The organism is Hyphomicrobium sp. 2TAF46 (assembly GCF_052114865.1).
In the GTDB taxonomy this organism is placed as follows: Bacteria; Pseudomonadota; Alphaproteobacteria; order Rhizobiales; family Hyphomicrobiaceae; genus Hyphomicrobium_B.
Window position 1 is genome coordinate 336,317 of record NZ_JBFRFO010000003.1, and the last position, 25,927, is coordinate 362,243.

Here is a 25,927-nt window from a genome sequence, read left to right on the forward strand (position 1 = left end):
GCGCAGATGTTGCAGGCGCCCTCGGGAGTGGACAATCTGGTCACTCGACGGAAGGGATTGCAGCCTCCCTTTCCAGCGCAGCCACCACCGAAGGACGCGCAGCAATCCGCTCTGCATAGGCGGCGATTTGCGGCCAGTCGTCGAGGTTTATGCTGAAGCCTTTCATCCAGCCGAGCACAGTCAACAGATACGCATCGGCCACCGTGAAGCCGTCGCCTGCAACATAGGTGTGCTTTACGAGATGTGTTTCGATAAGGTCGAAGCGCCGGAATAGCCGCGACTTGAAAATATCTCGTACCGCCTTGGGCAATTCCTTGTTGAAGAGTGGGCTCGATCCCGCATGAATTTCACTCGTGATGAAGTTGAGCCATTCCTGCAGCCTGACACGCTCCAACGTGCCATTCGGCGGAGCGAGACCAGCATCAGGCTTGAGATCGGCGAGGTACTGGACGATCGCCGGGCCCTCAGTCAGCACCTCTCCGTTATCGAGCGAAAGCGCCGCCACATATCCTTTCGGGTTCACCACGAGGAAATCGCCGCCCTCCGAGGTCCGTTTCGTCCGGTTGTTCACCCGGACGAGATCGTAAGGCAGCGCCAGTTCCTGAAGCACGATGTGCGGCGAGAAGGAGCAGGTGTCAGGCGCAAAATAGAGTTTCATGGGCAAGGCTCCGCCGTCGATGAGGATAATCGCCACATTGACGCAGGCCGAGAAAGAAGGAAAATTAACGCTACAGAAATTTGATATAAGTTCTGCTACTATGAACCTCACGCAGCTCCGTAGCCTGATCGCGGTCGCAGAGGCGGGCAGCTTCACCGCTGCCGCGGCAACCATCGGCGTCACGCAGTCTGGCATGAGCCAGGCGCTCGCCGCCCTGGAAGCGAGTCTGGGAGTGAAGCTGCTTGTGCGCCAGCGTCACGGCGTTGAGCTTACGGCATTCGGCGAACAGGCGCTTAATCATGCCCGCGCGGCTTTTGCCCATCTGGATGCAATCCGGTGCGACGCGGCGACCGTGACCAGGGAGCAATCTGGCTCGGTTCGGATCGCGGCTTTTCCCAGCGTCTTCGCAACCGTGCTGCCGACACTCCTGCGGCGCTTTCGCACTCTTCATCCAGGCATCGAGCTGGTAGCGCTCGAAACCGACGATCTAGAGGTGGAAACCTGGCTAGCCGCAGGCACTGTCGATCTTGGTGTCGTGCTAAACCCGGCGCCAGATGCCAACGCCGTCCCCATCGGACAGGACGCATGGATCGCCATTCTGCCGGCATCCCACCATTTAGCACGGCGGGCGACGCTCTCTTTCGCTGAACTCGCCTCAGAGCCCTTTGTGCTTGCAACTGGCGGATGCCATGTCAATGCACGCTCCCTCGCCGATGCTGCTGGGGTGGCGCTCACGGATGTTCGCATGGAAGTACGGGACTGGACGAGCGCGACCGCCCTGGTTCGAGCGGGCGCGGGCGTCAGCCTCGTGCCGGAGTCGACACTTCCCGAAAGAAGGAAAGGCATGCGGACGGCGCCACTTGATCCGCCGCTGTTCCGACGTTTTGGCCTGATCGCCTCGCCGGCCCGTCAGCGTACAAGGGTGGCAAGCTTGTTCATAGAGTTGGCGGCGGAGCGGCAACCGCGAAACGGTCAAGACGATCGGTCGCGCTAGATCGTAGTGGAAGAGAGCTATAGCTATGGAGTGCCTAGGTGGTTATGGCGTAGCCGTAGTGCCCATCTTCATTGTTCTCGTCCCGAAGCCTACGCCACAGTATCCGGTAGTCCTCTATCGTGACCGGCACCGTCCGGCGGTTCGCCACGCATCCGCCCACTGATGACAACGAACAACTCGTCCTCCTGCTCATGGTGGTGCCAGTCGAATGGGCCGGAGAATTTTGCGAGCTTCACCAGTGAGTCATTGCCGCGAGATAGGCGCTCTCTCAGAGAGTGTAGAAGATGCCTACACCGCTAGACTCGGACGTCAAGGGCGAGCACTGCGAAGGTCGCGAGCCAGTGCTCGCCCATATAATCGCTGGCAATGTGTGATAGGCCAGCCGTTAAGTGATGGGTCGCCGCTGTTTCCGCAACGGACCGACGCAGATCGTTGGTGGGAAGCGCCCGTGCGAGAGACCGCCAGCACCAGGCACGGCTTAAATTCAATCCATCGAGATGAGCGATCTTCCCGTCCGTGCGATCCGTAACGGTAACGGGCTGGAACAGCGTCACGGGTTCACCTTGCGCAATGTGGGGAAGGAAGCGATCGAACCAGGGAAGGAACTCATGTTCCGGCAGAATGCGTCGCATACATTCGGCTTCGATCAGCGCCGAAGACTGAAAGTCGTCCAGACTTGGCTCGCCCCAGGCCGGACAATCGGTGTCCTCACCATACCAGTGCCGGGCGGTGTCCAACAGCAGAGATGCAAATCCGGAGTCTTGCACAGCCTCGGCATAATCTGCCGCCAGACGGACCGCGAACGCCGTATTGAAATGCGTGCCGACGCGAACCGAATAGACGGCGTGGGGCAAGAAGTCCTGAAAGCGTTTCTCAATCGCTTCAGCCAAAGGTGCGAGGGTGCGCGACCACGACTGTTCCCCATGATTGATCAACTCGGCTCTCAACTTGAGAAGCCACGCCCAACCATAGGGGCGTTTGAACCCGCGTGCGGTCGGCCTCTCAAAATACGCAGATTCCGCCGCGACCTTCTCCACGACAAACTGGGCATCGAACAAGGCACGGATATCCGCAGCCGGTGCGAAACCGGGGAAACGGCGCAGCAAATAGGCTAGCATCCAGTAGCTGTGAACGCAGGAATGCCAGTCATAGCTGCCATAGAAGATCGGATGCAGGTCGCTCGGCGTTCGGGCGTCTGCCGGTTCGGCCAGAGCGTGATCGAGATTGTTGGGATATTCGCGTGTGACATGACCGAGCGCGATTCGGGCGAAGCGGACGGCCAAGTCTTCTGTGAGCACATGCGGCATCGGGATCACTCTTGACGGGCTGAGATGAGAATACGCTTGGGGCGTAGCAGGAACGGCAAAGTGGCGATCAGCGCCGCCACGGCGCCCATCGCAAAAGGGCCGGCGTTCAAGGTTCCGGCGACCAGTCCACCGAGTGGGCCACCTGCGGCAAGCCCCAGATCCCAGGCAGACGTGACCGCGCCCAATGCGGCGGTGCGTTCGCGCGGATCAGCCGCCTCCGTCACCAGGCTCGCCAGGCATGGATACAGCATGGAAAGCCCCGCGCCGGTCAGCGCCGTGCAGGCAAATGCTGGTAATGTCGTCTGCACGAGAGCCAACCCGCCAAGTCCCGCAGCCTCAACGAGGAAGACAATCAGGATCACGCGCCGCGCCCCGAAGCGATCAACTGACGGGCTGCCGGCGAACCGCGTGAGCATGAAGGCAATGCCGAAGACGGCGAGCGCGAGGTCTTGTCCCGCAAGGTGGAGAGCCGCGAATCGGGGCACCAGGAAGGCAGCGATCGCGCCATAGCCAACGCTGGCGAAAATGTTTGAAGCGCCGGGTATCCATGCAGCCCTGGGCAACAGCGAGCGACGGACGCTCAAATTTGTGGGCAAGCCTGCATGCCGGCGCGGGGTTCGAGCGACCAGCATCCAGGCGAGCGCCGGTAGGATGCTCGCGGCGATCCACACGCCGTGATAGGTGCTCACGGCAAGGATCGCGGCCCCGAGTACAGGCCCGGCCGCAAGGCCGATCCACATCGACAGGCCGAAATGGCCGGCAATCTTGCCTCGCCGAGAGGATTCCGCTTGTGCCAAAACCCAACCAATGGACGCCGTGAACAGCGCCCCTTCACCCGCCCCCAAAGCAAGGCGGGCGAGGATTAGCACCGGCAGCGTGGTTGCAACGAGGTGTCCGAGCCCGCCGACCAGGCCGAGAACTGAGCCCGCCATGACCACGCCGCGCCCGCCACACTGGTCCGCCAGCCTCCCGGCGATCGGGCGACTGATCATGGTGGCGAGCGAGCCGATCGTCACAGCCATACCGGCGGCAACGGCTCCGGCCCCCAAGCGGTCATGGGCATAAGAAGGCATGACCTGGATGGTCATGCCGATCGCGCCATAGCCGAGGAAGCAGGCGGTCCATAGCGACCAGTACGGAACGGCCTCATCGGCTGTCGGGGGCGCAGAATGATCGGGAACTCTCATCGAATCATCGGACCAACATATTATCTGAAGACAGTATGCGGATTCGTTGATATGACTCAATTCAGTTATCCTCATTCAGAATATGCGGATATCGCATGAACACGCGAGACCTAGAAGCCTTCCTGGCGGTGGTGGAAACCGGCTCGATCGTCGGCGCGTCCGCGCGGCTTCATTTGACGCAGCCAGGCGTCAGCCGCCGAATCCAGACCCTGGAGCAACTGCTCGGCGTCGCCTTGCTCGATCGGCAGTCGAAGCCTCTCAAACCAACGGTGGCCGGGCGGGAGACCTACGAGCACGGCCGGCGTATGCTTCGGGTACTGGACGATCTCAGGACTGGGTTGGCGCCGGACGGAACCGTTGGCGGCGAATTCCGGCTCGGCATCACTCCCTACCTCTCGGAGGTCGCGATGACGACGCCGCTCGATCGGCTTCGCGGCGCCTTTCCCGATCTTGTCTTGCGCATCACCACAGGGTGGCCGGAACAGCTCCTGGAGCAGCTTCGTCGTGGCGAGATCGACGCGGCCGCATTCTGTCTCCCGGACGGGCTCGGTCCGCCAGCCGAGGTCGAAGGCGAGAATCTCGATCTTCAGCCGCTGTTTGTCGTGGCGGCGCAGGCATCTGCTTTACCGTCTCCCGCGACACTGCAAGATCTGTCGCGACTACCGTGGATCATCAATCAGGACGGATGCGGCTTTCGCAGCATCCTTCAGCGGCGGTTTGAGCAGGAACGTCTAGCGCTGCGAGTTGGCGTCGAAGCGCTCAGTTCGGACCTACGGCTTTCCCTGGTTGCACGCGGGGTCGGCATCACCTTGGCAACCAAAGCCGCGATTGAAGCCAGTCACCTGGGAGACAGGCTCAAAATTGTCGGCGTGAGCGATTTCGAACCAAAGGTCAGGGCATGGCTTGTTCATCGCCCGCCTGCCGGACGCCTGACAAGGCCGTTAGAATGCCTCAGCGATGCCCTGAAAGCCGCACTTGAAGCGCGGAGTCCGGACCCGGCCCAAGTGCCGATCCTCAGAGATATGGAAAGCTGTAGCGCAGGCTAGGCGGTTATGGCGTAGGAGTAGTGCCCATCTTCATTGTTCTCGGCCCGCCAACCGCGTTATAAGACATTGATTTCATTAGAGAAATCAGTGCGATTTCCGCTGGGCATAAGATGGGCATAAAGCGCCCCTTCAACCCTTTCTAATCCCTCGATCTTTGTGCCTGTAGATAACTTTCAAACCGGATACGGATGCTCCGCGCACGTCGCAAACTGAGTTGACGGGCTCAAGATTCGTCCGTGTTTTCCGCGATTCGCCGACGCGCATCGGCGGAGGCGCGCGGATTCGAATGTGCCTCTTCTGACGGATATATCCGTTGACGGATGATCTCTTCGTGGCTAGGGCGGATTCGCACTTTCCGAAGGGAATTATGTGTGAGCGAGTCGAAGAATGAAACGACCGATGAGGACATTGTCGAGGTGCTGCGGTTGAGTGGCAGCACCGTGGGAGTAGGCGCCGTAAGGCGCCATCTCAAGACAGAGGGCATCGCCGAATTGTATTGGCTGCACGCCCGGACCATCGCCAAGCTACGGATCGCGGTCGAGGCCCTTTCCTCCATTCACGACGGTCGCTGCGTTTCTGATTGGTGCGATCGGCCTCACATAGAAATGCAGGACGCGGCAACCTTCGCGCTTATGCAAATTGAAGGCGCCGACGCCATGATAGCCGAGCGGGCGAAAGGGGGTGCGGCGTGACCGGACAGATCGCTAGCTTCATCGCCGCCAATGATCGCAGTCCTGTCGTCGAGGGTAATGTTCGTAACGGCGGAGCGATCTTCCACCTCAAGAGCGGAATCGTATTTTTACTCACTCCCGATGAGCGTCGCGCCCTCCCGGAAGGGTATCCGAAGTGGGATTTGCCAAAAAACTGAGTGCCACAAATAGCTTCTTGATCTTCATGCGTTCGGTTGCCCGATTATGGACGGTAGCGAAAGAGGCGTAGCGTGATCAAGGCTGCTCAGTGCTTGAGGGCGCCGCCATTTCAGATATGTCCAGTAAACGCGTCGCTTGAACCGAAACCAACGTGTTCGCTTCTGCGGGCGCTCGCGTTTGTAACCCGTCCAATCATTGAATCCCTCAAACGGCGGCATCAAGCCCTTCTCTTCCGCTGGCGCGAAGCTGGCGTAGTGAACATTTTTGATTTTCTGCCAGGGCCAACGGCGCAGGGATCGCGCAATTGACTTTGAGTGTCGGGAAAGATCGCGACAAAGAAGCCATGAGAAAAACATAGCGCAATCGTTCTCGAAATACATCGCTTCGACTGCGTTCGGATAGTTCTCGTCAGTGTTCCCATCTGCGTCGCGAAACCCAAAGTAACGCTCAATAACCTGCTGCTTACTCAGTTCACGAAATCCGGCGATAAGTTCATTTCTGCGGGAACATGATATTTTGAGTTCTTCGACCTGAAGCATCAACATGCTGGCAAGCTGTATTCCCCTGCCGGTAATAGTAATTCGTTCGAAGACGATGCTGCGCAGGCGGTCGATCGGCATGGACGGTAGCGAGATGGTTCGCATGTCGAAGCGAACATCGAATGGCTGTTGCTGGTCTTTCGGAATCCTGCGCTGAAATTCAACGGCGCGTTTTGTCAAATGAAAGTTACCGCGCAGGCACGCAATATGTTGCTCTTTCATATTCGTGAGGACTGAAAAAACCGTCGCCGCAAGGGCCACTGCCGCATTCGTCTCGCGGAGTTCCGCCGTTAAATCAACGTGTCGCTTTCGACGTTCGGCAATGTTTTGCGCGCCCCAGGCGCCAGCGAATGCAGCGGCAAAGGCAATGGCGAAATCTTTGATGATGGCTCGGTCGGGCGCGTGACTTTCGACCGCCGAGAGCAAGTCGAGGATGGACGTCATAGGCTCATGAGATTCATCGGCAGCAAAAATTGCTGAACGCGCAGAATGAGGAGTGCAAATGACCGGAGCAATGACGCGTCAACGGTCATCCACAACAAAGGGCGATATTTCCCAGGGTTTCGATCGAGAGTCCGCCGACGTTCGCCGACGAAATCACCCCGATCCCAGGCATAAGATGGGCATAAGATCGGCCGCCGCTTGAGGCCCTAGGAAACTCAAGGCTTTTCGTTGAAAATCTCGATAAGCCTTTGAAACCCAAAACGTCTGCGGACATACGTCAACGAACACGGACACTAGTTAGGCAGCCACCCCCTCCGCCACTCTCGACGGCAGCAGCCCTTGATCGCCGAGGGGCTCTGGAACTCGCTCTTCCGCAGTTTCCCATCAGTTACGCGCGTATTCCAATTGCAGTGCAACGAGGTCTGCCGTGGTTTTGCCGTAGCGTCCCGCGATCCCCGCAAGGGCGTGATCTAGAGCTTTCGCGGAGGGCGCCTGAGGCAGTTGCAATTGCGGGGATACTTTCGCGGCGCTTCTATCGGGCACCAATACGAGTTGATGCCGCGACTGGATGGGGCCGCCCCCCGTAGCAGCAATCGCCTGCGAGCGATAAGTCCGTGACCAGGCGTCGGCGGTGAGCGCGAGCGCAATCTCATCGAAGCCATTTGCGACCGGAATCGACAGCGTTTCGTGTTCCCAGAACGCGAGGGCGTTTCTTCCGGCCGCCCACATGCGCCCCATCGTCAGATGAAACGGAGCCGTCTCGTGCGCGATGGTCCAGCTATCGATACCGATCCTGGCCGCCACCGCTTTCGCCTCCGCGTGTCCCGCGATCGCTTCGACGAGGGCGACGCTCGCCGGAATGGACGCGCTGACCCCGACGGTGGTCATGACGTTGCGGTCGAAGACATAACGTTGGTTCCGAATCCAATGCGTTTCGGGAAATCTGCGGGTGATCTCGTCGAGCGCATACCAATGCGTAGTCGCCGCTCTGTGGTCGAGGATGCCGGCTCGGGCGGCGATCCAGGCACCTTCGCAGATTGCAACTACGGCCGCGCCCTTGCCGGATTGTTCTCTCACCCAGCCGATGACGGTTGCGTTGCTGCTGTCATGCAACGCCGGCACAATGACGATATCCGCACCGCCCGGATGGGCCGTGTCGAATGTGGCCATAGTCATATCCGGGTTGATCGTAAGAGCGGGCATCAGGCTGACCGCGCCTTCATGTGTGGAAACGATGACCACATCGGCGATGTTCGCTTCCTTCAGCACGCCGTAGGGAAGAATGAGATCGGTCGTCTCCGTGCCCGCGTTATCCGCCGCAATGGCGATGAGCGGGCGGGCGCGTCCGGCCTTCAACGGCGGCAAATGAATGGGATTTGTTGCCGAGGCCGGGGCCGCGTCGGCCCGTTCGACCATCGGCAGGGATAGAAGAACAAACAGGAATATCCTGAGAAGCGGTCGGCACATGGGATTATCCGCATTGATAGGAGCGCCGTCAAAATAGAGGGCACGCCCACTGGCGGAAATGTCAATTCTATCGCATTTTACGCCAATGCAGAATCCGGATCGCCGTGCAAAACAGATCGTCGTCATCGGCTATGACGGAGTGCAGGCCCTTGATGTGGTGGGTCCAATGGAGGTCTTCGCAATCGCGAACCTGCATGCACCACAACACATGCCGCGCTATGAGATCATGCTGGCATCCCCCGCGGGCGGACTTGTGAAATGCAGCTCGGCCGGAGGGATACGCCTCGGTGACGCCGTGGCGCTCGATAGCCTGCCCGATGGAATTGACACAATCATCGTGGCTGGGGGTAGCGAAGATGGGCTACGCGGATTGATCTTCGAAACGAGCCTGATCCAATGGCTGAAGTCGCGCGCTGCCACGACGCGTCGGCTTGCCAGCGTTTGTACAGGCGCTTTCGTGCTTGCCGCGGGTGGATTTCTTGATGGAAAGCGGGCAACCACGCATTGGAAGTCCGTCGCGCTCCTGAAAGAGCTTCGTGCTCAGGTCGAGGTCGAACCGGATGCGATCTTCGTTGCTGATCCGCCGGTCTTCACGTCTGCCGGCATTACGGCGGGGATCGACTTGTGCCTCGCGTTGGTGGAAGCCGATTGCGGGGCGCAAACGGCGCTGTCCGTTGCCCGGCAGATGGTGCTGTTCATGCGCAGGCCCGGGGGGCAGTCACAGTTCAGCGCCGGCCTGGCAATGCAGGTCAAGGCGACGCCCCGCTTGCGTAGCTTGCTGAATGAAATCCTCGAAGATCCGACCGGCGATCTTTCCGGACCCGCCCTTGCCGCACGCGCCGGTATGAGCGAGCGAACATTCTCGCGCTCTTTCCGTAAGGAAACCGGCTCAACGCCTGCGCGATTCGTGGAGGACGCGCGGATTGAACGCGCGAAGACACTGCTGGAAACATCGGATTGGCCGTTGGCCCGCGTTGCCGAGTGTTCAGGCTTTGGGAGCCTCCATGCTTTGCACCGTGCGTTTCAGAAACGGCTCGCAAGCACGCCGAGCTTCTATCGGGATCGTTTCATGATCAAATAAAAGAAGGGATTTAGAGGGATATGCGTAAACATAGTTCTCCATTTCGTCGTTCGCGGTCCGCCAGCATCCGGCACTCCGACCTTGACCGCGGGTAGCTGCGCTCGGTGAGTGGCACAACCCACAGACCATTATGGCGGAGGGGGATGGGATTCGAACCCAAGGTGGACTGGCGCCCAGCCTTAGATGGTGGCCGCAGGGGAGGAAATAATGACGGCAACATCTGTTCCGAAACGCCGTACAAACACAGCCCAAGATTTGCCATCGGCGACAGAGACCCGCATCCAACCGGGCTGGCCCGAAATCGCAGTGGCGCTGATCATCTATCTGATCCTTATCGCCGCGCTCGGCCTGTGGATGGTGCAGACATCCGATGAACAAGCCGCCTTGCGAGGCATCATTGGAATGGCGGCAAACGGCGTTGCAGGCGCCATCGCTCTGCTTGCGGCATACGCCCTGCGCATCCGCGATTTTAGCGCCTTCGGCTTTCGGGCGACCGAACGGAAATGGTTGCTCGCCGGCGCCGCGCTCGGCGTCTTCGCTTTCGGTCTGAGCTTCATTATCGAGGGGATATACTTCCAGTTCATCACCGAGGTGAACACGCAGGTCGACTTCCAGGCCGCAGCATCCGGCGGTGCGCTTTCGCTGCTCGCCATCCTCGTCACGGGTGCCTTTTTCACACCATTCGGCGAAGAGGTCGTATTCCGAGGCGTTATCGCCAATGCGCTAAACCGATATGGAATGTGGGCCGGAGTGGTCGGTAGCGCTGCAATATTCGCCCTCGTTCACGGCCCGAGCGTTATCCTTCTGGATGCATTCATGGCCGGCATCCTGACAGGCATGCTGTTCCGCAAAACGGGTTCTCTGTGGCCCTCCTTGGCGGTTCATGTTGTCTATAACGGGCTTCATCTCCTGTACTATTCGACGCTTTGAACAGCCCTAGGCTCGCTCCTTTCGTCGCGTCTCGGATAAGGCGGCGTGCAGGAAATGGCGGGCAGTCTCCGCGACGCCCACCTCGATTGGCGTCACGTCCGACCCAAAGCGGGCCGCGAACTTCGTGGCATCGACATGGTAGGGGCGATCGAAGAGGAAGCGCACGTCATGCACCTCGCGCAGTATCGGCACAGCCATACGTAATACCGGCTGAAGGATGGCCGGAACCGTCTGGATGCGCGGGGCCCGGTCCATCGCCACCGCTGCCATGGTGACGATCTCCCGCAGCGTTCGCGTTTCGGCGCAGGGCATGTGCCATACTTGGCCCCAGGTATCCTCCGGCGCATCGAGCAGCGTCTGAGCCGCGCGGGCGGCATCGGGAATATAGGCGACGTCGTGCGGATGATCGATCGGCACCGCGAATTGCGCCGCCTTGCCGGCTGCAAGCCGGCCGAACAGCAACTCGCCGAGATGGCTGTTCGTCACGCCGGGGCCGTAAAAATCGCTGACGCGCAGGGCACTCATGCGGACGCGCCCCGCGCTTGATGCCGCCTGCCACATCTCGCTGATCGCGCGCCGCACGGCGGGCTTGCCGCCCCAGGGCGCGAAGGGCGTGTTTTCGCGGATCGGCCCATCCTGCGGGCCGTACATGTACATGTTGTCGAAGAACAGTGTCGGCGCGCCGGTCGCCTCGGCGGCCGCGAGCAAATTCGTCATCGCGCGAGGCCAGCATTCCGCCCAGACTTTTGTGTCGTAGGCGAAGCCAATGGCAATGACGATCCGCCCCGCGCCAGCCGCCGCGTTCAAAACAGAGGCACGGTCGAGCACGTCGCAGCGGACGAACTCCATGCCGGCAGAAAAATCAGCCGGGCGCGAGCGCTGGGCGACACGAACCGGGCGTCCCGCCGCCGCGAGCCTTTCCGCAATGGCCCGGCCCGCCACGCCGTAGCCGAAGATCACGTCCCGTCCGTCCATCTTGCACCCTTCCGAAACGTGTCGCCTTCCATCCACTCCTATGGCGGCTCGACCCGGTTTGTTCGAGGGCTAAGCTTTGTTCCCGGCTGGATGTACCAGATCGTCCGGGGTTCGGCGCCTGCCAAGGCTGGAAACATATGCGGGGGATACGACATTGATGCGGCGGCAGCATGCGAATGCTCCGCGCAATCCGGAATCGCTCAAGGGGCCGACGCCCAACACGCAGCCCCTGCCCTCTTTGACCGGATCGATCGCGCGGTCGGTCTGATCGGCGACGGTGTGTTGCGTGGAAATAAATATGCTTGGAAACCGGTTCGCTGACGAAGCGCTCCGAACCGCTAGGGCCAGAAAGCCGGTAGTTACCTCCGGCCTTCCGTCCCGCACGGCGATCCTATTCGCGGCCCATGCCGGTCTCGCCTGCACCGGCGCCCATCATGGCTCCGCCACCTTCATCTTCCATCTGACTGCGCCGGGCTTCTATGCCTTCCCTCATCCTGTGAAGGACGAGGACGCCAAGAACACGCATCCGCCGCTTCTGAGCGTCATCTAGGGTCGAATAAAGCGGCTGCCACGCGTCCGCCAGCTTTTTGAGTTCGGTGCCGCGCGCCATGAGATTATCAGCTCGATTTTGCAAGACCTGCACGAAATTCCGGTCAAATTGACCTTCTTCTGTGCGAGACACCACGTTCTCAATTCTTTGGCGGCGTCCTTCCGCCCGCGCACGGATCGCGTCCTCGACAGCGGGCCAGTACTGCACTTGGTCGGGCCTTAGCTGCAAAGCGGCCTTCACGATTTCGATCCGATTATCGGTCACATCATCCCTGGCTCCCATTTGCATCCCTTGCATTCGTTGCATCGGCTGCATGCCCTGCATCCCTTGCATCTGCGGCATTGGTTGCATCGGCTGAGCTGTTTGCGCGATGGCAAGTGATGGAACGGCAGTTAGGAGTGCCGCAAAGCCGTACGCGATACATCTCGACATGTTGAACTCCTCTTTCTATCGCGATTGTTAGAAGCTACGAGTAAGCCGGCTGCAGGTTGGCCGATGCGTCGTCTTCATGGATCGATATCGAAGTTCTGGAGTCTTGCCTCGGGCGAGGTGCCGATAGCAGTCGTTTAGGATCGCAGAGCTGTTTTAAATGTCGGTCGCGCTCACGGAGGACAACCAAACGTCATCATCCGTTTTTAGTGCGTGACGTATGGGAGGCTGTCCAAATAGTGGAACTGGCAGTCATTCCCATCAGACCTGCGTCATACCATCAGGCCAAATGCATTGGTGGGGACTATCTAGCATGCCATCTCTCGGGTCAATTGCGGTGTCCACCCGATCGGAGATGATGAGATGTGCGAATGGCGCGCAGCATTGGTTCAATGCAAACAAGCATAATAGTTTGTGCAATGTCTAAAAGTGTTCTGTGCTCGTACGATTGCGGCGCCGTCGCCGCGAAGAGCTGCAATTTTCTAGCTGGCGCGTCGCGCGTGGAGGTCCCGTTTGTTGTCATTGCGCAAGACGTTGAGAACCATCTATCTCCGAGGTCACAAACGTAGTCGTCAAATGAGGCAAGTCCCTGGGGGACTTGCCTCCATTCCAAACGCAACCCCTCAGGACATCCACCCAAGAAGCAGTGACACACCTGCTAGTCCGCCAATCACGCCCGACGCCCGCTTGAGTGTGAGCGCAACTGTTGGCCCTAGCTGATCGAGGCAGAGGCTCAAGATCATTCCCGTAACGTGCAGAAGCGAAGTTGCGGTTACGAATCCCACAGCATAGGGAAGGAAGGCGAAGCCGAGTCCGGCTCCCTCGTTACCATGGGCATGACCGTGGAAAACCGCGAACAGTCCAACCGCGGCCATCGCGATGACAGTGGGCGGGCGAACACCAATGCCCACCGCCACACTCAAGGCGACGACGGACAAGCCGATACCTTGTTCGACCATCGGCAGCGGCCATCCGTAATAGCCAAGTAGACCACCGAATATCATCGCAGCAACGAATGCCGTGGGTACGAGCCACCGCGCCGATCCGCCGATGTTCATTGCAAAGAACCCGACAGCCACCATCGCGATGATGTGGTCGATGCCGCTCAGCGGATGCAGAAGACCCTGACTGAACGTGTGGACGGCACCAATGCCGACGTGCGCCGAGGCCGGCGCGGCCGCCGCGAAGGTCAGAGCAGCGCCTGCGGCCAAGGCTTTGAGAACGTTCTGCGCGCGAAAAAATTTCATCGTATGCCCTCCTACTTCATGACTTTGCTGCGATGGCCGAGCTTGCCGTTCGCCACCAGGGTTCCAAGCACATCGAGCACGACCCGGCAGGCAAGCTGCGCCGTGTTGTCGTTGACATCGTAAGGCGGCGACACTTCCACGACTTCCATGCCGCACAGGCCTTCCGCCGCGATCGTATGGATCATTTCGAAGGCTTCGCGCGGCAGAAGTCCGCCCGGCTCCGGCGAACCGGTTCCCGGAGCGAAGCCCGGATCGATCGAGTCGATATCGAACGACAGGTAGACCGCCTTGCAGCCTTCCCACGCCATCTCCAGCGCGATTTCCGCGGCCTTCTTCGGACCGTGATGCTGCACGTCGTGCATCGTGAGCACGCTCGTGCCGCGCTGCTTGGCAACCGCCGTGCCTGGACGGTTGCCGTACCAGCCGCCAATGCCGATCTGCACGAGATTTTTCGGATGGCAGTTCGGCAAGCCGACATCGTGCATATGGCTATGGTCACGATGCGAGGCGTGCGTCCCTTCGTTCGTCGTCCAGAACCACGGCGTCGTGTGCATGCGCTCATCCATATCCTTCTCCTGGATATCGATGTGCCGGTCGATGTGAATGATGCCGACGTTGCCGTCGATGTGTGGAGCGATGCCCCGCACGTTGGGGAAGCCCAGGCTGTGATCGCCGCCGCAGATGATCGGGAAGACGCCCGACGTGTAGATGTGCGAAACGGCTTTCGTTACCTGGTCGAACGTCTTCTCGATGTTGCCGGGAATGACGAAGATGTCGCCCGCGTCGCAAAGATCGAGTTCCTCGTAGATATCGACGCCGCCGTCGAACCAATACCCGTCGTAGAGCGCCGAGATCCGGCGGACCGCTTGCGGCCCGAACCGCGTGCCCGGCCTGTAGGTCGTCGCCGAGTCGAATGGCGCGCCGACGAAAGCCGCTTCGTAGTTGCCGATCTTGCGGATGTCCTCGCAGTACGGCGCCTTCATGAATGTGTTGATGCCAGCAAACGCGGGCTGATGGCCGCGGCTGAACAACGAGATATTGCGATCGATGACGGATGAGGCGGCCTCGAGCCCATACTCCAGCGATCGGGCGACTTCCTCGTCCTGCTTGGTCTGGGATATACGAGACAACGTCTCCATGCTCTTCGCGCCGTGGGTTTCCTCACGCTTTACGCCATGTGAATGGCCATGACGGTGCGTGTGGGGATGGTGGTGATCGTGATCTTTGGGACTGCGAGCCATTTCGAAGTGACCTTTACTGTGAGATATTTGAGACGATCGCGGAGTTGATGAATTGCTAGCCGCTACTGCGGACCGAGCCGCCCGATCCATCTGTTCGAAGAGTATTTGGCTCCAAAGCCATCAGCCGCGATCCCAGCAAGAAGCGACGTGTCGAAGGCCTCGCTCGATTTGACCTTCTTCTGAGAAACGCCGGCCCCGAAATACGTGTCGCTGAACAGATCCCAAGTCGCTTCCGCATAACCGGCAGTGCAATCGGGCCCGTTAAACAGCGAACCCCAGCCCTTGCCGTCAGGAGCGCGGGGCGCTTCTGGCGGCAAACTTTCGCAGAGCGGCTTCCCGCCCGGCAAACCGAGGGCACCCATGTTCTGGCTGATGTTGAGCATGATCGCGCCGTACTGATTGAGCTTCACGTCGGCCACGGGCCACGAAAGACCGGCAGCGACGATCGCATCGCCTTCCTCCGGATTCTCCTTCCACCAGTTGACCGCCTCGAACCACGCGCGAAGCAGCTCTTTGGCCACCGCCGGCTTCGCCGCGAGCCAGGATTCGTTGCAGGCGATGGCATCGGAAATGAGCCCGCGTTCCCATGTCCGGTCCGTGAGGCTCGATTTGAATACCTTGGCGCCATCCCGCTTCAGAGATTGGGAAGCGAAGGGATCGTAGTTGACGTCGATGTCGATGCCGCCGCTCGCGAATGCCGCCGCGCTCTCCTGCGGAAGCATGACCGCGTGTTGCAGCTCCTTCATGTCGATCCCTGCTCGCTTCATCGTGAGCAGCATCCACATGTGGTTGAGGAAGCCGTAGTCGGCGCCGAACTTCTTGCCCTTGAAGTCCTCGACCGAATTGATGTCCTTCGTCACCACCATCTTGTCGAGGCCGTAGGACATATCCGAAAACGCGACGACTTTAACCGGCAGGTCGCCCGCGCGCGCCAGCACCATGCTGTCCATGGTGTTGTTCATGCATTGGACCTGACCCGACGTGATCGCCGCGTTCTTTTCCGTGATGCCTTCGATGATCTTGACGTCGAGATCGATATCCTTGGCGAGGCCCTTCGCCTTGACGATGTACCAGGGCGCATACGGCGAGAATGAAATAATCGCGACACTGACCTTTTCGGCGGCGCTGGCTGATAGTGCGCCGATAGGCGCCACCGCTGCCGCCAAGCCGAGAGCAAGCAACGTGTTCGTGAACGACTTCGTTTTCATTTTTTTGTCGTCTCCCTGAACGATTTTCGATCCCTGGACTTCTTTTTCGTCAAAGCAAATTGGCTATTTGATTTCCTCGCGCATCATCGCGAACAGCTGCCTCTCGAGTTCCGCATATCCCGGCATTTCGAGAAGTTCCTCTTTTTGCTTGATGCGTCGTCCGCCTTTGAAGGTGAGCGGGATATCGGCCTTGATGCGGCCGGGCTGGCGGCTGAAGAAAATGATGCGATCGGCCAGATAAATCGCTTCCTCGATATCGTGCGTGATTGCGACGACCGTCTTCTTCTCACGCTCGATCAACTCGATCATGAGCTCCTGCATTTCCCAGCGAACCTGTGCGTCCAACGCACCGAACGGTTCGTCCATCAGGATGATCGCCGGATTTTGCGCCAGCGTTCGAGCGAGCGCGACGCGTTGCTTCATGCCGCCGGAGAGACTGCGCGGATAGGTGCCGGCGAACTTCTCGAGATGCACGAGCTTGAGAAAATTCATCGTGCGTTCGCGCCGCTCCGCAGCCGGAACTTTCAGGATCTTCATGCCGTATTCGACGTTCTGCATGGCCGTCAGCCACGGAAACGACGTGTAGGCCTGAAAGATCATGCCGCGATCGGGACCGGGCCCCTGCACGTTCTTGCCAAACACTTCGAGCCGCCCACGTGTCGGATATTCGAGACCGGCGATGATGCGCAGCATCGTCGTCTTTCCACAGCCGGACGGACCAACGAAGGCTGTGATTTGGTTGTTGTGCAGCTCGAACGAAACATCGTCGAGCGCCTTGAAGGAACCGCCCAGATACTCCTTGGTGATGCGGGACGCCTTCAGCGGGGGAACATTTGTCACCGGCGTAAAGTCCTTTGCGACGATATTCATTTTACGACCTCCGCTCGATGTTCCACGGGAACAGCACGCGGGCGGCACCCCGGAAAATCACGTCCGTCAGCAGCCCCAACGCACCGATCGTGACGATGCCGGCCATGATCACGTCGACGTTGAGAAAACGTCCGGCGCGCATCATCACGGCTCCGATGCCGTCCTGCGCACCGACGATTTCCGCGATGACGAGATACGTCCAGCTCACCGCGATCATGTTGCGCATGGAGTCGAAAATTGCAGGAAGAGCCGCCGGAACGACGATCCCAGTGAGGATGACGCGGCGCGAAGCACCCATCGTCAAACCGGCTTCGACGAACTCCTTCTGGATGGCAGTGGTGTTATCCAGAACCAGCGAGATCAGGAAGAAAATGACGCCGATGAAGAGGAGCGCAATCTTCGCCTGGTCCGTCGGCCCGAACCAGACCAGCAGCAGCGGAATGAAGGACGCGGCCGGCAGATACCGCCACGCCGTCAAGGTCGGATTGAAGAGCGCGCGAATGTTTCCGAAGCAGCCCATCAGGATGCCGATCGGCACGCCGATTGCAGACGCCGCCAGGAAGCTGACGAAAATCCGCCAGCAGCTGATCGAGATGTCATGAAGGAAGTTGCGTTCGGCGAACAGGACGTAAAGAGCCGACCCCACCTCGCCGATCGACGGAAAAAACTTGCGGGCGGAAGCTGGCGTCAGATAGTGGCCGGCTTCCCACAATCCGAAGAAGGCCAACGCGCCGATGAAAGCCAGCACCGAAGCTCGCTGCGCACTCGGCTGTCTTCTAAACTCGAGGAATCTTTCTTTCGGTGGAATATAAAGTGGCGCGGCTTCCGCGGTCTCGCTTGGCAGCTTTTCAAGCGAGGAAACAGAAGCGTCGCGCGATTTGGACATCGCACTTTCCAAGGCTTACCCTCCCGGCAGAGACTGAAAAATCAGGCGTTTTGTTCAGTCTGAGTTGCTGTGAAGAAGGTAGCGGCGCGGGCATCTCCAAGAAAACGCCCAAAATTAAAATGGGAAGCATTGACGGCGCCTATGCTGCGGCGCGAACGCTGTCAGACGATGGCGCGCACTCAAGCACGCGCCCTGTTCAACTTCAGCGATTGCGGAACTTCGTTAGTCTGTCGCCTCGTCAGCGCCGACGAGTGAGCGAACCCGCTTTGCTTCGCAAACCACCATCTTCAACTCTTCGATGAAGAGGATGTGCGCCATATGCCAGGGCCGGTCGGGATTCGAGATGATGAAAATCTCCATCGCCGGCGCATTGCGCTTCCCAAGCAGCGGCCACAGTCTGCCTGAGGAAACGTCGGGCGCCGCATAGCCATCGGGGAGGAAGCACACGCCAACTCCCAGGATCGCCAGCCGGCGCGCCTCCTCCAGATGTTGAGAGATTCCGGAAACCTTTTGCCCAATTCCGTATTTCAGCCGGAAATCGGAGAGCTGATCGGGTTCGTCGGCACCTGTCAGGATGAAAGACTCCTGCGCCAGTGCTTTAGGATCAAGAAGTTTATGGCCATAGAGGGGATGACTGCGCCCGCAATAGGGACGATGAATCTCGCGAAACAACAGATGGTAGATGAGATCGGCCCGCTTGCTTCGCGATGGCGCGACACCGATGTCGATCTCCTTCCGCAGCAGCGCATTGATGACATCCGACCAGCTCGCCACATCGACGATCAATTCGACGTTCGGACATTTCCTGTGAAAAGACATGATCACGTCGTCAAGAACGTCGCTGACGACATTGCTGATCATTTTGATGCGCACAGGGCCGCTCACCATGTTGACCGTATCGGCCATGGCGTCAGGAATGCCGCGCACCAACGCCTTCAGCTTCATGCACGTATCGGCGAGCGCGCGGCCTTCATCGGTCAGCTCGAAGCCGCTCGGTCCCCTTTCGCAGAGGCGCACATTGAGGTGACCTTCAAGCCGTTGCAGAGCAAGGCTTATCGAGGGTTGTTTGCGGCGCAAAAGCTCGGCGGCCGCTGTCACGCCTCCTGTTTCGGCGATGATGCAGAAAACCTTGAAAAGGTTCCAGTCGAGGTTCCGGAAAAAGTCGTCGTGCCGAATGTTCTTCGAAGACATTACTGCACCGCCACATTAACCGCGCGAGAAAACGCCCTTGGAAACGGGCATTCCCGACAGGAATGTTAAGTGAGTTCAGCGGCCGGTGGCAAGCGCAGCTTCGATGACAATAACGTATGGCGTGCAGTTCAATTCTAGCGCGCTCTTCTCATACACTGGGTGCAGCTGCGCGGAGGCTCCGAGCGGCAGAGCCGATGGCATTCAACGAACGCTCCGCCGAGCTGATCGTGTTGACGAGCAGCATGGTCACCGTCATGGGGCCGACGCCGCCCGGAACAGGCGTGATCATCGACGCGCGCCGGCTCACGCCTTCAAAATCGCAGTCGCCCACCAGCTGACCGTTCGCCAGGCGATTGATGCCGACGTCGATAACGACGGCACCCGACTTCACCATCGGCGCGGTGATCAGGTTGGGATAACCCGCTGCCACGATCAGAATGTCGGCAAGAATGGTGAATTGAGCGAGATCGCGCGTCTTCGCGTGGCAGACCGAGACCGTCGCCTCGCGCTGCATCAGCATCAGCGCCATCGGCTTGCCGACAATGTTGCTGGCGCCGACAACGACCGCGTTGCGACCGGAAACCTCGACACCGGCGCTATCGAGAAGCAGCATGACCCCGTAAGGCGTGCAGGGTGGAAACACAGTATCGCCGATGACCAGGCCGCCGACGTTATAGAGATGGAAGCCGTCGACGTCCTTCTCCTGATCGATGGCGCCGAGAACGGCCTTGACGTCAAAATGTTTCGGCAGCGGCAGCTGCACCAAAATGCCGTGTATCGACGGATTGGCGCTGAGCTCCGCAATTTTCTCGATGACCGTCGACTGCGCGACGTCCGCCGGGAACAGGAACTTGCGCGAATTGATGCCGACGTCGGCGCAAGCCTGGATCTTCTTTCGCACGTACACCGCCGACGCCGGATCTTCTCCGACCATGATGACGGCAAGGCCTGGTGACACGCCGAATTTCGCTTTCAGAACAGCGACTCGTTGCCGGCACTCTTGACGAACGCCAGCTGCCACGGATTTACCGTCGATAATTTTGGCTGTCATTGTGTTGCTCGCTGAAGTGCTGCAGCTCTCAAAAGAACGCCGCGGCTCGTTGGCAGAAGTGGATCGAGGCATTCCGTGCGCGTCCGGCCCATCATCTTTGATTGGCGCCGGCGACACTCCTGCGGGGAGTGAGCCGCCGGCGCCTGTTGTTAGAACAATCCCTGGATCTGCCCCTTGTCGTCGAGGCGGATCGAGTCGGCCGACGGCACCTTCGGCAGCCCCGGCATGGTCATGATCTCGCCGGTGACGACGACGATGAACTCGGCGCCCGCCGACAGCCGGAGTTCACGGATGGGCACGATGTGCCCGGTCGGCGCGCCGCGCTTCGCCGGGTCGGTCGAGAACGAGTACTGCGTCTTCGCCATGCACACCGGGAAGTGGCCGAAGCCCGCCGCCTCGAAATCCTTGAACTGCGTTTCGACGCTCGCATCGCAGGCGATGTCGGCGGCGCGGTAGATTTCCGTCGCGATCGTCTTCACCTTGTCGCGCAGCTTCATGTCGTCCGGATAGAGCGGCTTGAAGTTCGCCTTGCCGTCGTCGATCACCTTGACGACGTGATGCGCCAGCGCCTCCGTGCCCTTGCCGCCGTCGGCCCAGTGCGTGCACAGGAACGCCTTCGTGCCCATGCTTTCGGCGGCCTTCTGCACTTCCGCGATCTCGGCGTCGGTGTCGGTGATGAACTTGTTGACGGCGACGACCGCGGGCACGCCGAACTTGTTGACGTTCTCGATGTGGCGCTTGAGGTTCTCGCAGCCCTTGGCCACCGCCGCTGCGTTCTCGGCCTTGAGATCGTCCTTGGCGACGCCGCCGTGCATCTTCAGTGCGCGGACGGTCGCGACGATGACGACGGCGGACGGCGCGATGCCGGCCTTGCGGCACTTGATATCGAAGAACTTCTCCGCACCCAAGTCGGCGCCGAAACCGGCTTCGGTGACGACGTAGTCGGCGAGCTTCATCGCCGTCTTCGTCGCCAGCACCGAGTTGCAGCCGTGGGCGATGTTGGCGAACGGGCCGCCGTGGATGAAGACCGGGTTGTTCTCGAGCGTCTGCACCAGGTTCGGCTGCAGCGCGTCCTTCAAGAGCACCGTCATGGCGCCGTCGGCCTTCAAGTCGCGGGCGCGGACCGGCTTCTTGTCGCGCGTGTAGGCGACGATGATGTTGCCGAGGCGGGTCTCAAGGTCTTTCAGATCCTTCGACAGGCAGAGGATGGCCATGACTTCCGAGGCGACGGTGATGTCGAAGCCGTCCTCGCGCGGGAAGCCGTTCGAGACGCCGCCCAGCGAGTTGACGATCGAGCGCAGCGCCCGGTCGTTCATGTCGAGGACGCGCTTCCAGCCGACGCGGCGCTGGTCGATGCCGAGCGCGTTGCCCCAATAGATGTGGTTGTCGATCAGCGCCGACAGCAGATTGTGGGCGCTGGTGATGGCGTGGAAGTCGCCGGTGAAGTGCAGGTTGATGTCTTCCATCGGCACGACCTGGGCGTAACCGCCGCCGGCGGCGCCGCCCTTGACGCCGAAGCACGGCCCGAGCGACGGCTCGCGCAGCGCCGCGATCGCCTTCTTGCCGATGTAGTTGAGGCCGTCCGAGAGGCCGACCGTCGTCGTCGTCTTGCCCTCGCCCGCCGGCGTCGGGCTGATCGCCGTGACCAGGATCAATTTGCCGTCACTGAAACTTTGAATGTCTTTGAGATAGTCGAACGAAATTTTAGCCTTGGTCCAACCGTAAGGAATAAGGGCGTGCGCGGGCACACCGACCTTGGCTGCGACTTCAGCGATGGGCTTTATCTTAGCTTCACGGGCAATTTCGATATCGGACTTGACGGACATGCGGACGTTCTCCCTCAGGACGCGACAACACGAGTCAATCCGCGCGGGCGAAGGCCCGCTGTCCGAGATTGGCGGTGATGTTCGCGACTTTTCTTTTGGGAAGGTGTACTACCACGAAACTTTCGTTCTCGCCAAGCAACATTCGACATGGCACAGAATATTCCAGATTTTCTGCGCCGGCGCAGACCAGCGGTCCGCGACCCCAAGGTAGGGCAAGCAATCTTTGACATCTGCAATCGGAATGGATGCCGCTAGGCCGACCCGGAGAGAACGGCCGTTCCGACGGCGATCGACGCCACGGCGAGCCACTGCTGGCCGCTGACGGGTTCCTTGAGGACGAACTTCGCCAGCACAACGGTGAAGACGCTGAAGGTCGACGCGACAACCATCGTGATGTGTGGACTGACGGTCGTCGAGCCACCGAGGAACGCCATGTAGCCGAGCGTATCGAGAAGTCCTTGCGCAGCGACGAATGGGATCCAGCTCCGCGGAATGGTGATGCCGCGACGCTGCACGGCCAGCAAGACACCGACCAGCACAAAGCCACACAAACGGCCGAGCCATAGCGTCTGAATCTCGCCGATCCGCTGCGCCGCCGCCTGCCCGGTCGTGACGAGGACGACGTAGGCGAGGCAGGCGCCGAGTGCAATGGCGATCGTCTTGCGCAGCTCGCTGCCATCGGTCGCCACAAACTGCGGGTGCTTTTCAGCACTACGCGCAATTAGGATCCCGCCCAAAATGATCACCGCCATCGCCACCCATTGATAGGCCGTTGGACGAAGACCCGAGGCCACGTTGACGACGAGCACGAACGCCGGATGCGCCGCAACGATCGGAGCGACGATCGCCACGGGACCGCGCGCCAATCCCGCGTAGAGAAGCAGACACATCGCGGCAACGCTCACGCCATGCACCATCGCAAGCGCGCATCCGGCTGGAGTCCAGACGAGTTTCTCGCCACTCACGGCGATCCAGACTGTCGAGGCGATCACGCCGATCAGCAGCACGCCCGCGTAGGTCAATGTCGCTCCGATGGCCCGCGAACTGAAGCGGGCCATGAAATCTGCAAGCCCGAGACTTGCTGCGCTGGCCAAGCCGAATAAAACTGAGTTCATGGAATGCCGGGCACCATATCAGGACGATCACCCCGCCAGCCCGGGCGGTGCGCATCCCGCGCGCCGTCAATCTGCACTTCCCCTGGAATGAGGATACAGCCATGGCCAAGAACGTCGCTTCCTTCTCGCGAAATCTCGACTGGAACCTTCTGAAGACGTTCCACGAGATCGCGCGCTGCGGTGGCATCAGCCGTGCGAGCCGGACGCTCAGCCGCAAGCAGCCGGCGCTGAGCCAGGCGCTCCAGCGGCTCGAATCTCAACTTGGCGTCAAGCTCTGCGAGAGGGGACCTCGCGGCTTTGCGCTGACTGACGAAGGTATGCTGGTTGCAGACACCTGCGGATCGCTCAACGGGCTGGTGCAGCAGTTGCCCAAAAAGGTCGCCAATGTCACCGACGATGTCGCCGGACGCGTCTCCATTCAGGTCGTGTCCTGCCTCGTGTGCGATCACCTCGACAGCGCCATTTCGCGCTTCCACGGCAGCCACCCGAAAGCCGAGATCATCATCGATATCAAGACATGGGAGCAGGTTGCAGGCGCGCTGCTGCGCGACGAGATCGACATCGGCGTGGCACCCGCGAGCGCGCTCCGCAGCGATCTCAAATACGACTTTCTGTTCGAAGAGGTGCATCGGCCATACGTCGGCCCGGCACACCGCCTCTTCGGCCGCACCTTCGACGATCCGGGCGCCCTCGCGGGAGAGCCCTTCATTCTGACCGGTGCCGACGAGCCCGGCGCGTTGACTGAGTACAGAACCCGTCATGGACTTGGCCGCGTTGTTGCCGGCCTATCCGAGCACCTGGATGGCGCAAAGCGGCTGACCATGCTGAACGTCGGCATTTGCTTCCTGCCCGAAAGATTCGCTGAGCCGGATGTCCAGGCCGGCCGCCTCTGGCCTCTGATCGAAGAGACCGAGCGGCCGTCGACGCCTGTTTTCATCATCACCAACCCTCGCGCCCCCAAAAAACTCGCGCGCCAGTTGCTGTTGTCGGAAATCAACGGTTCGCTCGAAAGCCATTGAAACTCAGCGCATCATTGCGTGCCTGAGCGGACCGCCGGCTTGTCGTGCGGCGCACCATTGATCCTGGCAATGTTCTGAATTGAAAATTTGGGACTGTTACGCCGTGACGAACCTAGGTCACCGCGCTGACGGCTTGCTCCGACGCGAGAAACGCATGCAAGGCGGCAACGACCTGCGCCCCTTCGCCGACCCCAGCTGCGACGCGTTTGATTGACCCAGCCCGGACATCGCCTATCGCGAACACACCCGGCACGCTCGATTCCAATGGTCTTCCGCCGTCACCCGCATCCGTACCTGTCAGCACGAACCCTTTTGCATCGAGATCCACGCCCGATTGCGAAAGCCATTGGGTCTCAGGGTCGGCCCCGATGAAAAGAAACAGGTGATGGATGTTGCGGGAAACCACGTCGCCCGAAGCGGTACGCCAGCTAATGGAATCGAGAACACCGTCGCTGCCTTCAAGACTGGTAACTTCTGCCTTGGTAACGACCTCGACGTTTGAGAGCCCGCGAATTCGGTCCACCAGATATTGCGACATGCTCGCCGCGATATCGCCGCCGCGTGCGAGCAGCCAAACCTTGGCGGCCTGGCTCGCCAGATAAACCACGGCCTGTCCCGCCGAATTGCCGGCGCCGACGAGAACGACTTCACTCTTTGCGCAAAGCTTCCCTTCAAGCGGCGACGCCCAGTAATGGATGCTCCCACCCTCGAATTCGCTTACCCTCTCGATGCCAAGGCGCCGGTAGCGAACGCCGGTAGCGATGACGACCGAACGCGCGCTGACGCGCTCATCGTCCGGCAACAGCAACGTGAAGCCTTTGCCCGAGCGGCGTTCCAAGCCGACAACTTGTGCCGGGATGGAGAATTCGGCGCCGAACTTCTCCGCCTGATTGAACGCCCGCGCCATCAAGGCCATTCCGGTAATGCCCGTTGGAAAGCCCAGATAGTTTTCGATCCGTGCCGAGGCGCCAGCCTGCCCTCCGAACGAGCGGCAATCGAGAACCAGAACGGATAGGCCTTCGGACGCTGCATAGACAGCTGCCGCCATCCCGGCAGGTCCCGCGCCGACGATGGCAACGTCAAAGACACGCGAAGGATCAATCGGTCCGACGAGGCCTATGCATCGGGCAAGCTTCAATTCGCTCGGGTTTTGCAGAAGCTGCCCGCCCGGACAAAGAACGATAGGCAGCGCGGTCGATGCGACGTTGAAGCGCTCGATAAGTGCTTTTGCTTCGCCGTCGCTTCGCGGGTCGAGCCGCAGATGCGGATGGCCGTTTCGAGCCAGAAAGTTTTCCAGCCGCAGCACGTCGCTGTCATCGGCAGCACCGATGATGACCGGACCGCCCCCACCCTTCTCGAGCAAGCCTACCCGGCGCAGGATGAGCGCGCGCATGATCCGCTCGCCGAGATCGGCTTCCGCGATCAGTAACGAACGAAGCTTCTGCGGAGGGATGACGAGCGCTTCGACTACGTTCTTTGCATCAGCATCGACCAAGGCAGGCCGGCCGGAAAGCTGCGCCAGTTCTCCCATGAACGAGCCCGGCCCGTGCGTGACGATAAGATTGCGATGTCCGGACTGATCCCGTTGCGTGATGTCGACGACGCCGCTCAGAATGATGACTAAGCCCGGGCCGACTTTCCCGGTTTCTGCAAGAACGTCGCCGGCATCGAACTGCTGCAGTTCGCCGAACCGGCGCACGCGCTCGATCTCGTGCGGTTCGAGATCGGGAAACATCTGTGCGCTGCGGCTGGCCATGATCGACTGTGAATCGGACACCATATGACCCTCACGCGTAA

24 protein-coding genes are annotated in these 25,927 nt (G+C 60.2%); 7 read left to right on the top strand and 17 right to left on the bottom strand.

Features of this window, described 5'->3' with window-relative positions:
* Positions 1-40: 40 nt before the first annotated feature.
* A complete protein-coding gene (gstA, locus tag AB4Z24_RS08355) occupies positions 41-658 on the bottom strand; it encodes a glutathione transferase GstA (protein ID WP_441707377.1) in 618 nt (205 codons plus the stop codon).
* On the opposite strand from gstA, the gene AB4Z24_RS08360 reads away from it, so the two are divergent.
* Positions 657-1,652 carry a LysR family transcriptional regulator gene (locus tag AB4Z24_RS08360; RefSeq protein ID WP_441707379.1) on the top strand — a complete coding sequence of 332 codons (996 nt, stop codon included), beginning with the start codon at positions 657-659 and terminating at the stop codon, positions 1,650-1,652. The two genes, gstA and AB4Z24_RS08360, sit on opposite strands and share 2 nt — an antisense overlap.
* Positions 1,653-1,948: 296 nt before the next feature.
* Here the strand turns inward: AB4Z24_RS08360 and AB4Z24_RS08365 are convergent, their stop codons facing one another.
* Both AB4Z24_RS08365 and AB4Z24_RS08370 read right to left on the bottom strand, forming a co-directional pair.
* Positions 1,949-2,959, bottom strand: coding sequence for a DUF2891 domain-containing protein (locus tag AB4Z24_RS08365; protein WP_441707381.1), 1,011 nt, complete (start codon positions 2,957-2,959; stop codon positions 1,949-1,951).
* A 5-nt stretch (positions 2,960-2,964) separates the two neighbouring features.
* Positions 2,965-4,146, bottom strand: a complete 1,182-nt coding sequence (locus AB4Z24_RS08370; protein WP_441707383.1) for an MFS transporter — start codon at positions 4,144-4,146, stop codon at positions 2,965-2,967.
* Between the two features lie 95 nt (positions 4,147-4,241).
* Here AB4Z24_RS08370 and AB4Z24_RS08375 point away from each other — a divergent pair, with 95 nt between their 5' ends.
* The 3 genes from AB4Z24_RS08375 to AB4Z24_RS08385 all read left to right on the top strand — a co-directional run bounded on the left by AB4Z24_RS08375 (position 4,242) and on the right by AB4Z24_RS08385 (position 6,060).
* Positions 4,242-5,192, top strand: coding sequence for a LysR family transcriptional regulator (locus AB4Z24_RS08375; RefSeq protein WP_441707385.1), 951 nt, complete (start codon positions 4,242-4,244; stop codon positions 5,190-5,192).
* A gap of 371 nt (positions 5,193-5,563) precedes the next feature.
* Positions 5,564-5,884, top strand: coding sequence for a hypothetical protein (locus tag AB4Z24_RS08380; protein WP_441707387.1), 321 nt, complete (start codon positions 5,564-5,566; stop codon positions 5,882-5,884).
* Positions 5,881-6,060: a hypothetical protein gene (locus tag AB4Z24_RS08385; RefSeq protein ID WP_441707389.1), complete on the top strand. Its 180-nt coding sequence runs from the start codon at positions 5,881-5,883 to the stop codon at positions 6,058-6,060. Before AB4Z24_RS08380 ends, AB4Z24_RS08385 begins: the two co-directional genes overlap by 4 nt.
* Before the next feature lie 24 nt (positions 6,061-6,084).
* Here the strand turns inward: AB4Z24_RS08385 and AB4Z24_RS08390 are convergent, their stop codons facing one another.
* Complete coding sequence (locus tag AB4Z24_RS08390) at positions 6,085-7,044, bottom strand: hypothetical protein (protein WP_441707390.1); 960 nt, start codon at positions 7,042-7,044, stop codon at positions 6,085-6,087.
* 384 nt (positions 7,045-7,428) lie between these two features.
* A complete protein-coding gene (locus AB4Z24_RS08395) occupies positions 7,429-8,511 on the bottom strand; it encodes a DJ-1/PfpI family protein (protein ID WP_441707392.1) in 1,083 nt (360 codons plus the stop codon).
* A gap of 85 nt (positions 8,512-8,596) precedes the next feature.
* Between AB4Z24_RS08395 and AB4Z24_RS08400 the strand changes: the two genes are divergently transcribed.
* Both AB4Z24_RS08400 and AB4Z24_RS08405 read left to right on the top strand, forming a co-directional pair.
* Positions 8,597-9,592, top strand: a complete 996-nt coding sequence (locus AB4Z24_RS08400; RefSeq protein WP_441707394.1) for a GlxA family transcriptional regulator — start codon at positions 8,597-8,599, stop codon at positions 9,590-9,592.
* A 207-nt stretch (positions 9,593-9,799) separates the two neighbouring features.
* The gene (locus AB4Z24_RS08405; protein ID WP_441707395.1) at positions 9,800-10,522 is read left to right on the top strand and encodes a CPBP family intramembrane glutamic endopeptidase; all 723 of its coding nucleotides are present in this window, start codon (positions 9,800-9,802) and stop codon (positions 10,520-10,522) included.
* A 6-nt stretch (positions 10,523-10,528) separates the two neighbouring features.
* On the opposite strand, the gene AB4Z24_RS08410 is transcribed toward AB4Z24_RS08405, so the two are convergent.
* The 11 genes from AB4Z24_RS08410 to AB4Z24_RS08460 all read right to left on the bottom strand — a co-directional run bounded on the left by AB4Z24_RS08410 (position 10,529) and on the right by AB4Z24_RS08460 (position 23,111).
* A complete protein-coding gene (locus AB4Z24_RS08410; protein ID WP_441707396.1) occupies positions 10,529-11,497 on the bottom strand; it encodes an NAD-dependent epimerase/dehydratase family protein in 969 nt (322 codons plus the stop codon).
* A gap of 391 nt (positions 11,498-11,888) precedes the next feature.
* Positions 11,889-12,479: a Spy/CpxP family protein refolding chaperone gene (locus tag AB4Z24_RS08415; protein WP_441707398.1), complete on the bottom strand. Its 591-nt coding sequence runs from the start codon at positions 12,477-12,479 to the stop codon at positions 11,889-11,891.
* Between the two features lie 620 nt (positions 12,480-13,099).
* Complete coding sequence (locus tag AB4Z24_RS08420) at positions 13,100-13,723, bottom strand: HupE/UreJ family protein (RefSeq protein ID WP_441707400.1); 624 nt, start codon at positions 13,721-13,723, stop codon at positions 13,100-13,102.
* 11 nt (positions 13,724-13,734) lie between these two features.
* Entirely contained in the window at positions 13,735-14,964 is a 1,230-nt protein-coding gene (locus AB4Z24_RS08425) for an agmatinase family protein (protein ID WP_441707402.1), read from the bottom strand.
* A 62-nt stretch (positions 14,965-15,026) separates the two neighbouring features.
* A complete protein-coding gene (locus tag AB4Z24_RS08430) occupies positions 15,027-16,172 on the bottom strand; it encodes an ABC transporter substrate-binding protein (protein WP_441707404.1) in 1,146 nt (381 codons plus the stop codon).
* 63 nt (positions 16,173-16,235) lie between these two features.
* Entirely contained in the window at positions 16,236-17,042 is an 807-nt protein-coding gene (locus AB4Z24_RS08435) for an ABC transporter ATP-binding protein (protein WP_441707406.1), read from the bottom strand.
* A 1-nt stretch (position 17,043) separates the two neighbouring features.
* A complete protein-coding gene (locus AB4Z24_RS08440) occupies positions 17,044-17,928 on the bottom strand; it encodes an ABC transporter permease (RefSeq protein WP_441707408.1) in 885 nt (294 codons plus the stop codon).
* A gap of 222 nt (positions 17,929-18,150) precedes the next feature.
* Positions 18,151-19,119, bottom strand: a complete 969-nt coding sequence (locus AB4Z24_RS08445; protein ID WP_441707410.1) for a LysR family transcriptional regulator — start codon at positions 19,117-19,119, stop codon at positions 18,151-18,153.
* A gap of 148 nt (positions 19,120-19,267) precedes the next feature.
* Entirely contained in the window at positions 19,268-20,170 is a 903-nt protein-coding gene (folD, locus tag AB4Z24_RS08450) for a bifunctional methylenetetrahydrofolate dehydrogenase/methenyltetrahydrofolate cyclohydrolase FolD (RefSeq protein WP_441707412.1), read from the bottom strand.
* Between the two features lie 149 nt (positions 20,171-20,319).
* Complete coding sequence (locus tag AB4Z24_RS08455) at positions 20,320-21,996, bottom strand: formate--tetrahydrofolate ligase (RefSeq protein WP_441707414.1); 1,677 nt, start codon at positions 21,994-21,996, stop codon at positions 20,320-20,322.
* A 251-nt stretch (positions 21,997-22,247) separates the two neighbouring features.
* Positions 22,248-23,111 carry an EamA family transporter gene (locus tag AB4Z24_RS08460; protein ID WP_441707416.1) on the bottom strand — a complete coding sequence of 288 codons (864 nt, stop codon included), beginning with the start codon at positions 23,109-23,111 and terminating at the stop codon, positions 22,248-22,250.
* Positions 23,112-23,212: 101 nt separating this feature from the next.
* Here AB4Z24_RS08460 and AB4Z24_RS08465 point away from each other — a divergent pair, with 101 nt between their 5' ends.
* On the top strand, positions 23,213-24,130 hold the full coding sequence (locus AB4Z24_RS08465; RefSeq protein WP_441707418.1) for a LysR family transcriptional regulator: 918 nt from the start codon (positions 23,213-23,215) through the stop codon (positions 24,128-24,130).
* Positions 24,131-24,242: 112 nt separating this feature from the next.
* On the opposite strand, the gene AB4Z24_RS08470 is transcribed toward AB4Z24_RS08465, so the two are convergent.
* Complete coding sequence (locus tag AB4Z24_RS08470; protein ID WP_441707420.1) at positions 24,243-25,910, bottom strand: FAD-dependent oxidoreductase; 1,668 nt, start codon at positions 25,908-25,910, stop codon at positions 24,243-24,245.
* Positions 25,911-25,927 lie beyond the last annotated feature (17 nt).

Bases quoted from the DNA above. Each gene is read 5' to 3' on its own strand.
- AB4Z24_RS08360 (WP_441707379.1), top strand. From the start codon at position 657: ATGGGCAAGGCTCCGCCGTCGATGAGGATAATCGCCACATTGACGCAG.
- gstA (WP_441707377.1), bottom strand. From the start codon at position 658: ATGAAACTCTATTTTGCGCCTGACACCTGCTCCTTCTCGCCGCACATC.
- AB4Z24_RS08365 (WP_441707381.1), bottom strand. From the start codon at position 2,959: ATGCCGCATGTGCTCACAGAAGACTTGGCCGTCCGCTTCGCCCGAATC.
- AB4Z24_RS08370 (WP_441707383.1), bottom strand. From the start codon at position 4,146: ATGAGAGTTCCCGATCATTCTGCGCCCCCGACAGCCGATGAGGCCGTT.
- AB4Z24_RS08375 (WP_441707385.1), top strand. From the start codon at position 4,242: ATGAACACGCGAGACCTAGAAGCCTTCCTGGCGGTGGTGGAAACCGGC.
- AB4Z24_RS08390 (WP_441707390.1), bottom strand. From the start codon at position 7,044: ATGACGTCCATCCTCGACTTGCTCTCGGCGGTCGAAAGTCACGCGCCC.
- AB4Z24_RS08395 (WP_441707392.1), bottom strand. From the start codon at position 8,511: ATGTGCCGACCGCTTCTCAGGATATTCCTGTTTGTTCTTCTATCCCTG.
- AB4Z24_RS08400 (WP_441707394.1), top strand. From the start codon at position 8,597: ATGCAGAATCCGGATCGCCGTGCAAAACAGATCGTCGTCATCGGCTAT.
- AB4Z24_RS08405 (WP_441707395.1), top strand. From the start codon at position 9,800: ATGACGGCAACATCTGTTCCGAAACGCCGTACAAACACAGCCCAAGAT.
- AB4Z24_RS08410 (WP_441707396.1), bottom strand. From the start codon at position 11,497: ATGGACGGACGGGACGTGATCTTCGGCTACGGCGTGGCGGGCCGGGCC.
- AB4Z24_RS08415 (WP_441707398.1), bottom strand. From the start codon at position 12,479: ATGTCGAGATGTATCGCGTACGGCTTTGCGGCACTCCTAACTGCCGTT.
- AB4Z24_RS08420 (WP_441707400.1), bottom strand. From the start codon at position 13,723: ATGAAATTTTTTCGCGCGCAGAACGTTCTCAAAGCCTTGGCCGCAGGC.
- AB4Z24_RS08425 (WP_441707402.1), bottom strand. From the start codon at position 14,964: ATGGCTCGCAGTCCCAAAGATCACGATCACCACCATCCCCACACGCAC.
- AB4Z24_RS08430 (WP_441707404.1), bottom strand. From the start codon at position 16,172: ATGAAAACGAAGTCGTTCACGAACACGTTGCTTGCTCTCGGCTTGGCG.
- AB4Z24_RS08435 (WP_441707406.1), bottom strand. From the start codon at position 17,042: ATGAATATCGTCGCAAAGGACTTTACGCCGGTGACAAATGTTCCCCCG.
- AB4Z24_RS08440 (WP_441707408.1), bottom strand. From the start codon at position 17,928: ATGTCCAAATCGCGCGACGCTTCTGTTTCCTCGCTTGAAAAGCTGCCA.
- AB4Z24_RS08445 (WP_441707410.1), bottom strand. From the start codon at position 19,119: ATGTCTTCGAAGAACATTCGGCACGACGACTTTTTCCGGAACCTCGAC.
- folD (WP_441707412.1), bottom strand. From the start codon at position 20,170: ATGACAGCCAAAATTATCGACGGTAAATCCGTGGCAGCTGGCGTTCGT.
- AB4Z24_RS08455 (WP_441707414.1), bottom strand. From the start codon at position 21,996: ATGTCCGTCAAGTCCGATATCGAAATTGCCCGTGAAGCTAAGATAAAG.
- AB4Z24_RS08460 (WP_441707416.1), bottom strand. From the start codon at position 23,111: ATGAACTCAGTTTTATTCGGCTTGGCCAGCGCAGCAAGTCTCGGGCTT.
- AB4Z24_RS08465 (WP_441707418.1), top strand. From the start codon at position 23,213: ATGGCCAAGAACGTCGCTTCCTTCTCGCGAAATCTCGACTGGAACCTT.
- AB4Z24_RS08470 (WP_441707420.1), bottom strand. From the start codon at position 25,910: ATGGTGTCCGATTCACAGTCGATCATGGCCAGCCGCAGCGCACAGATG.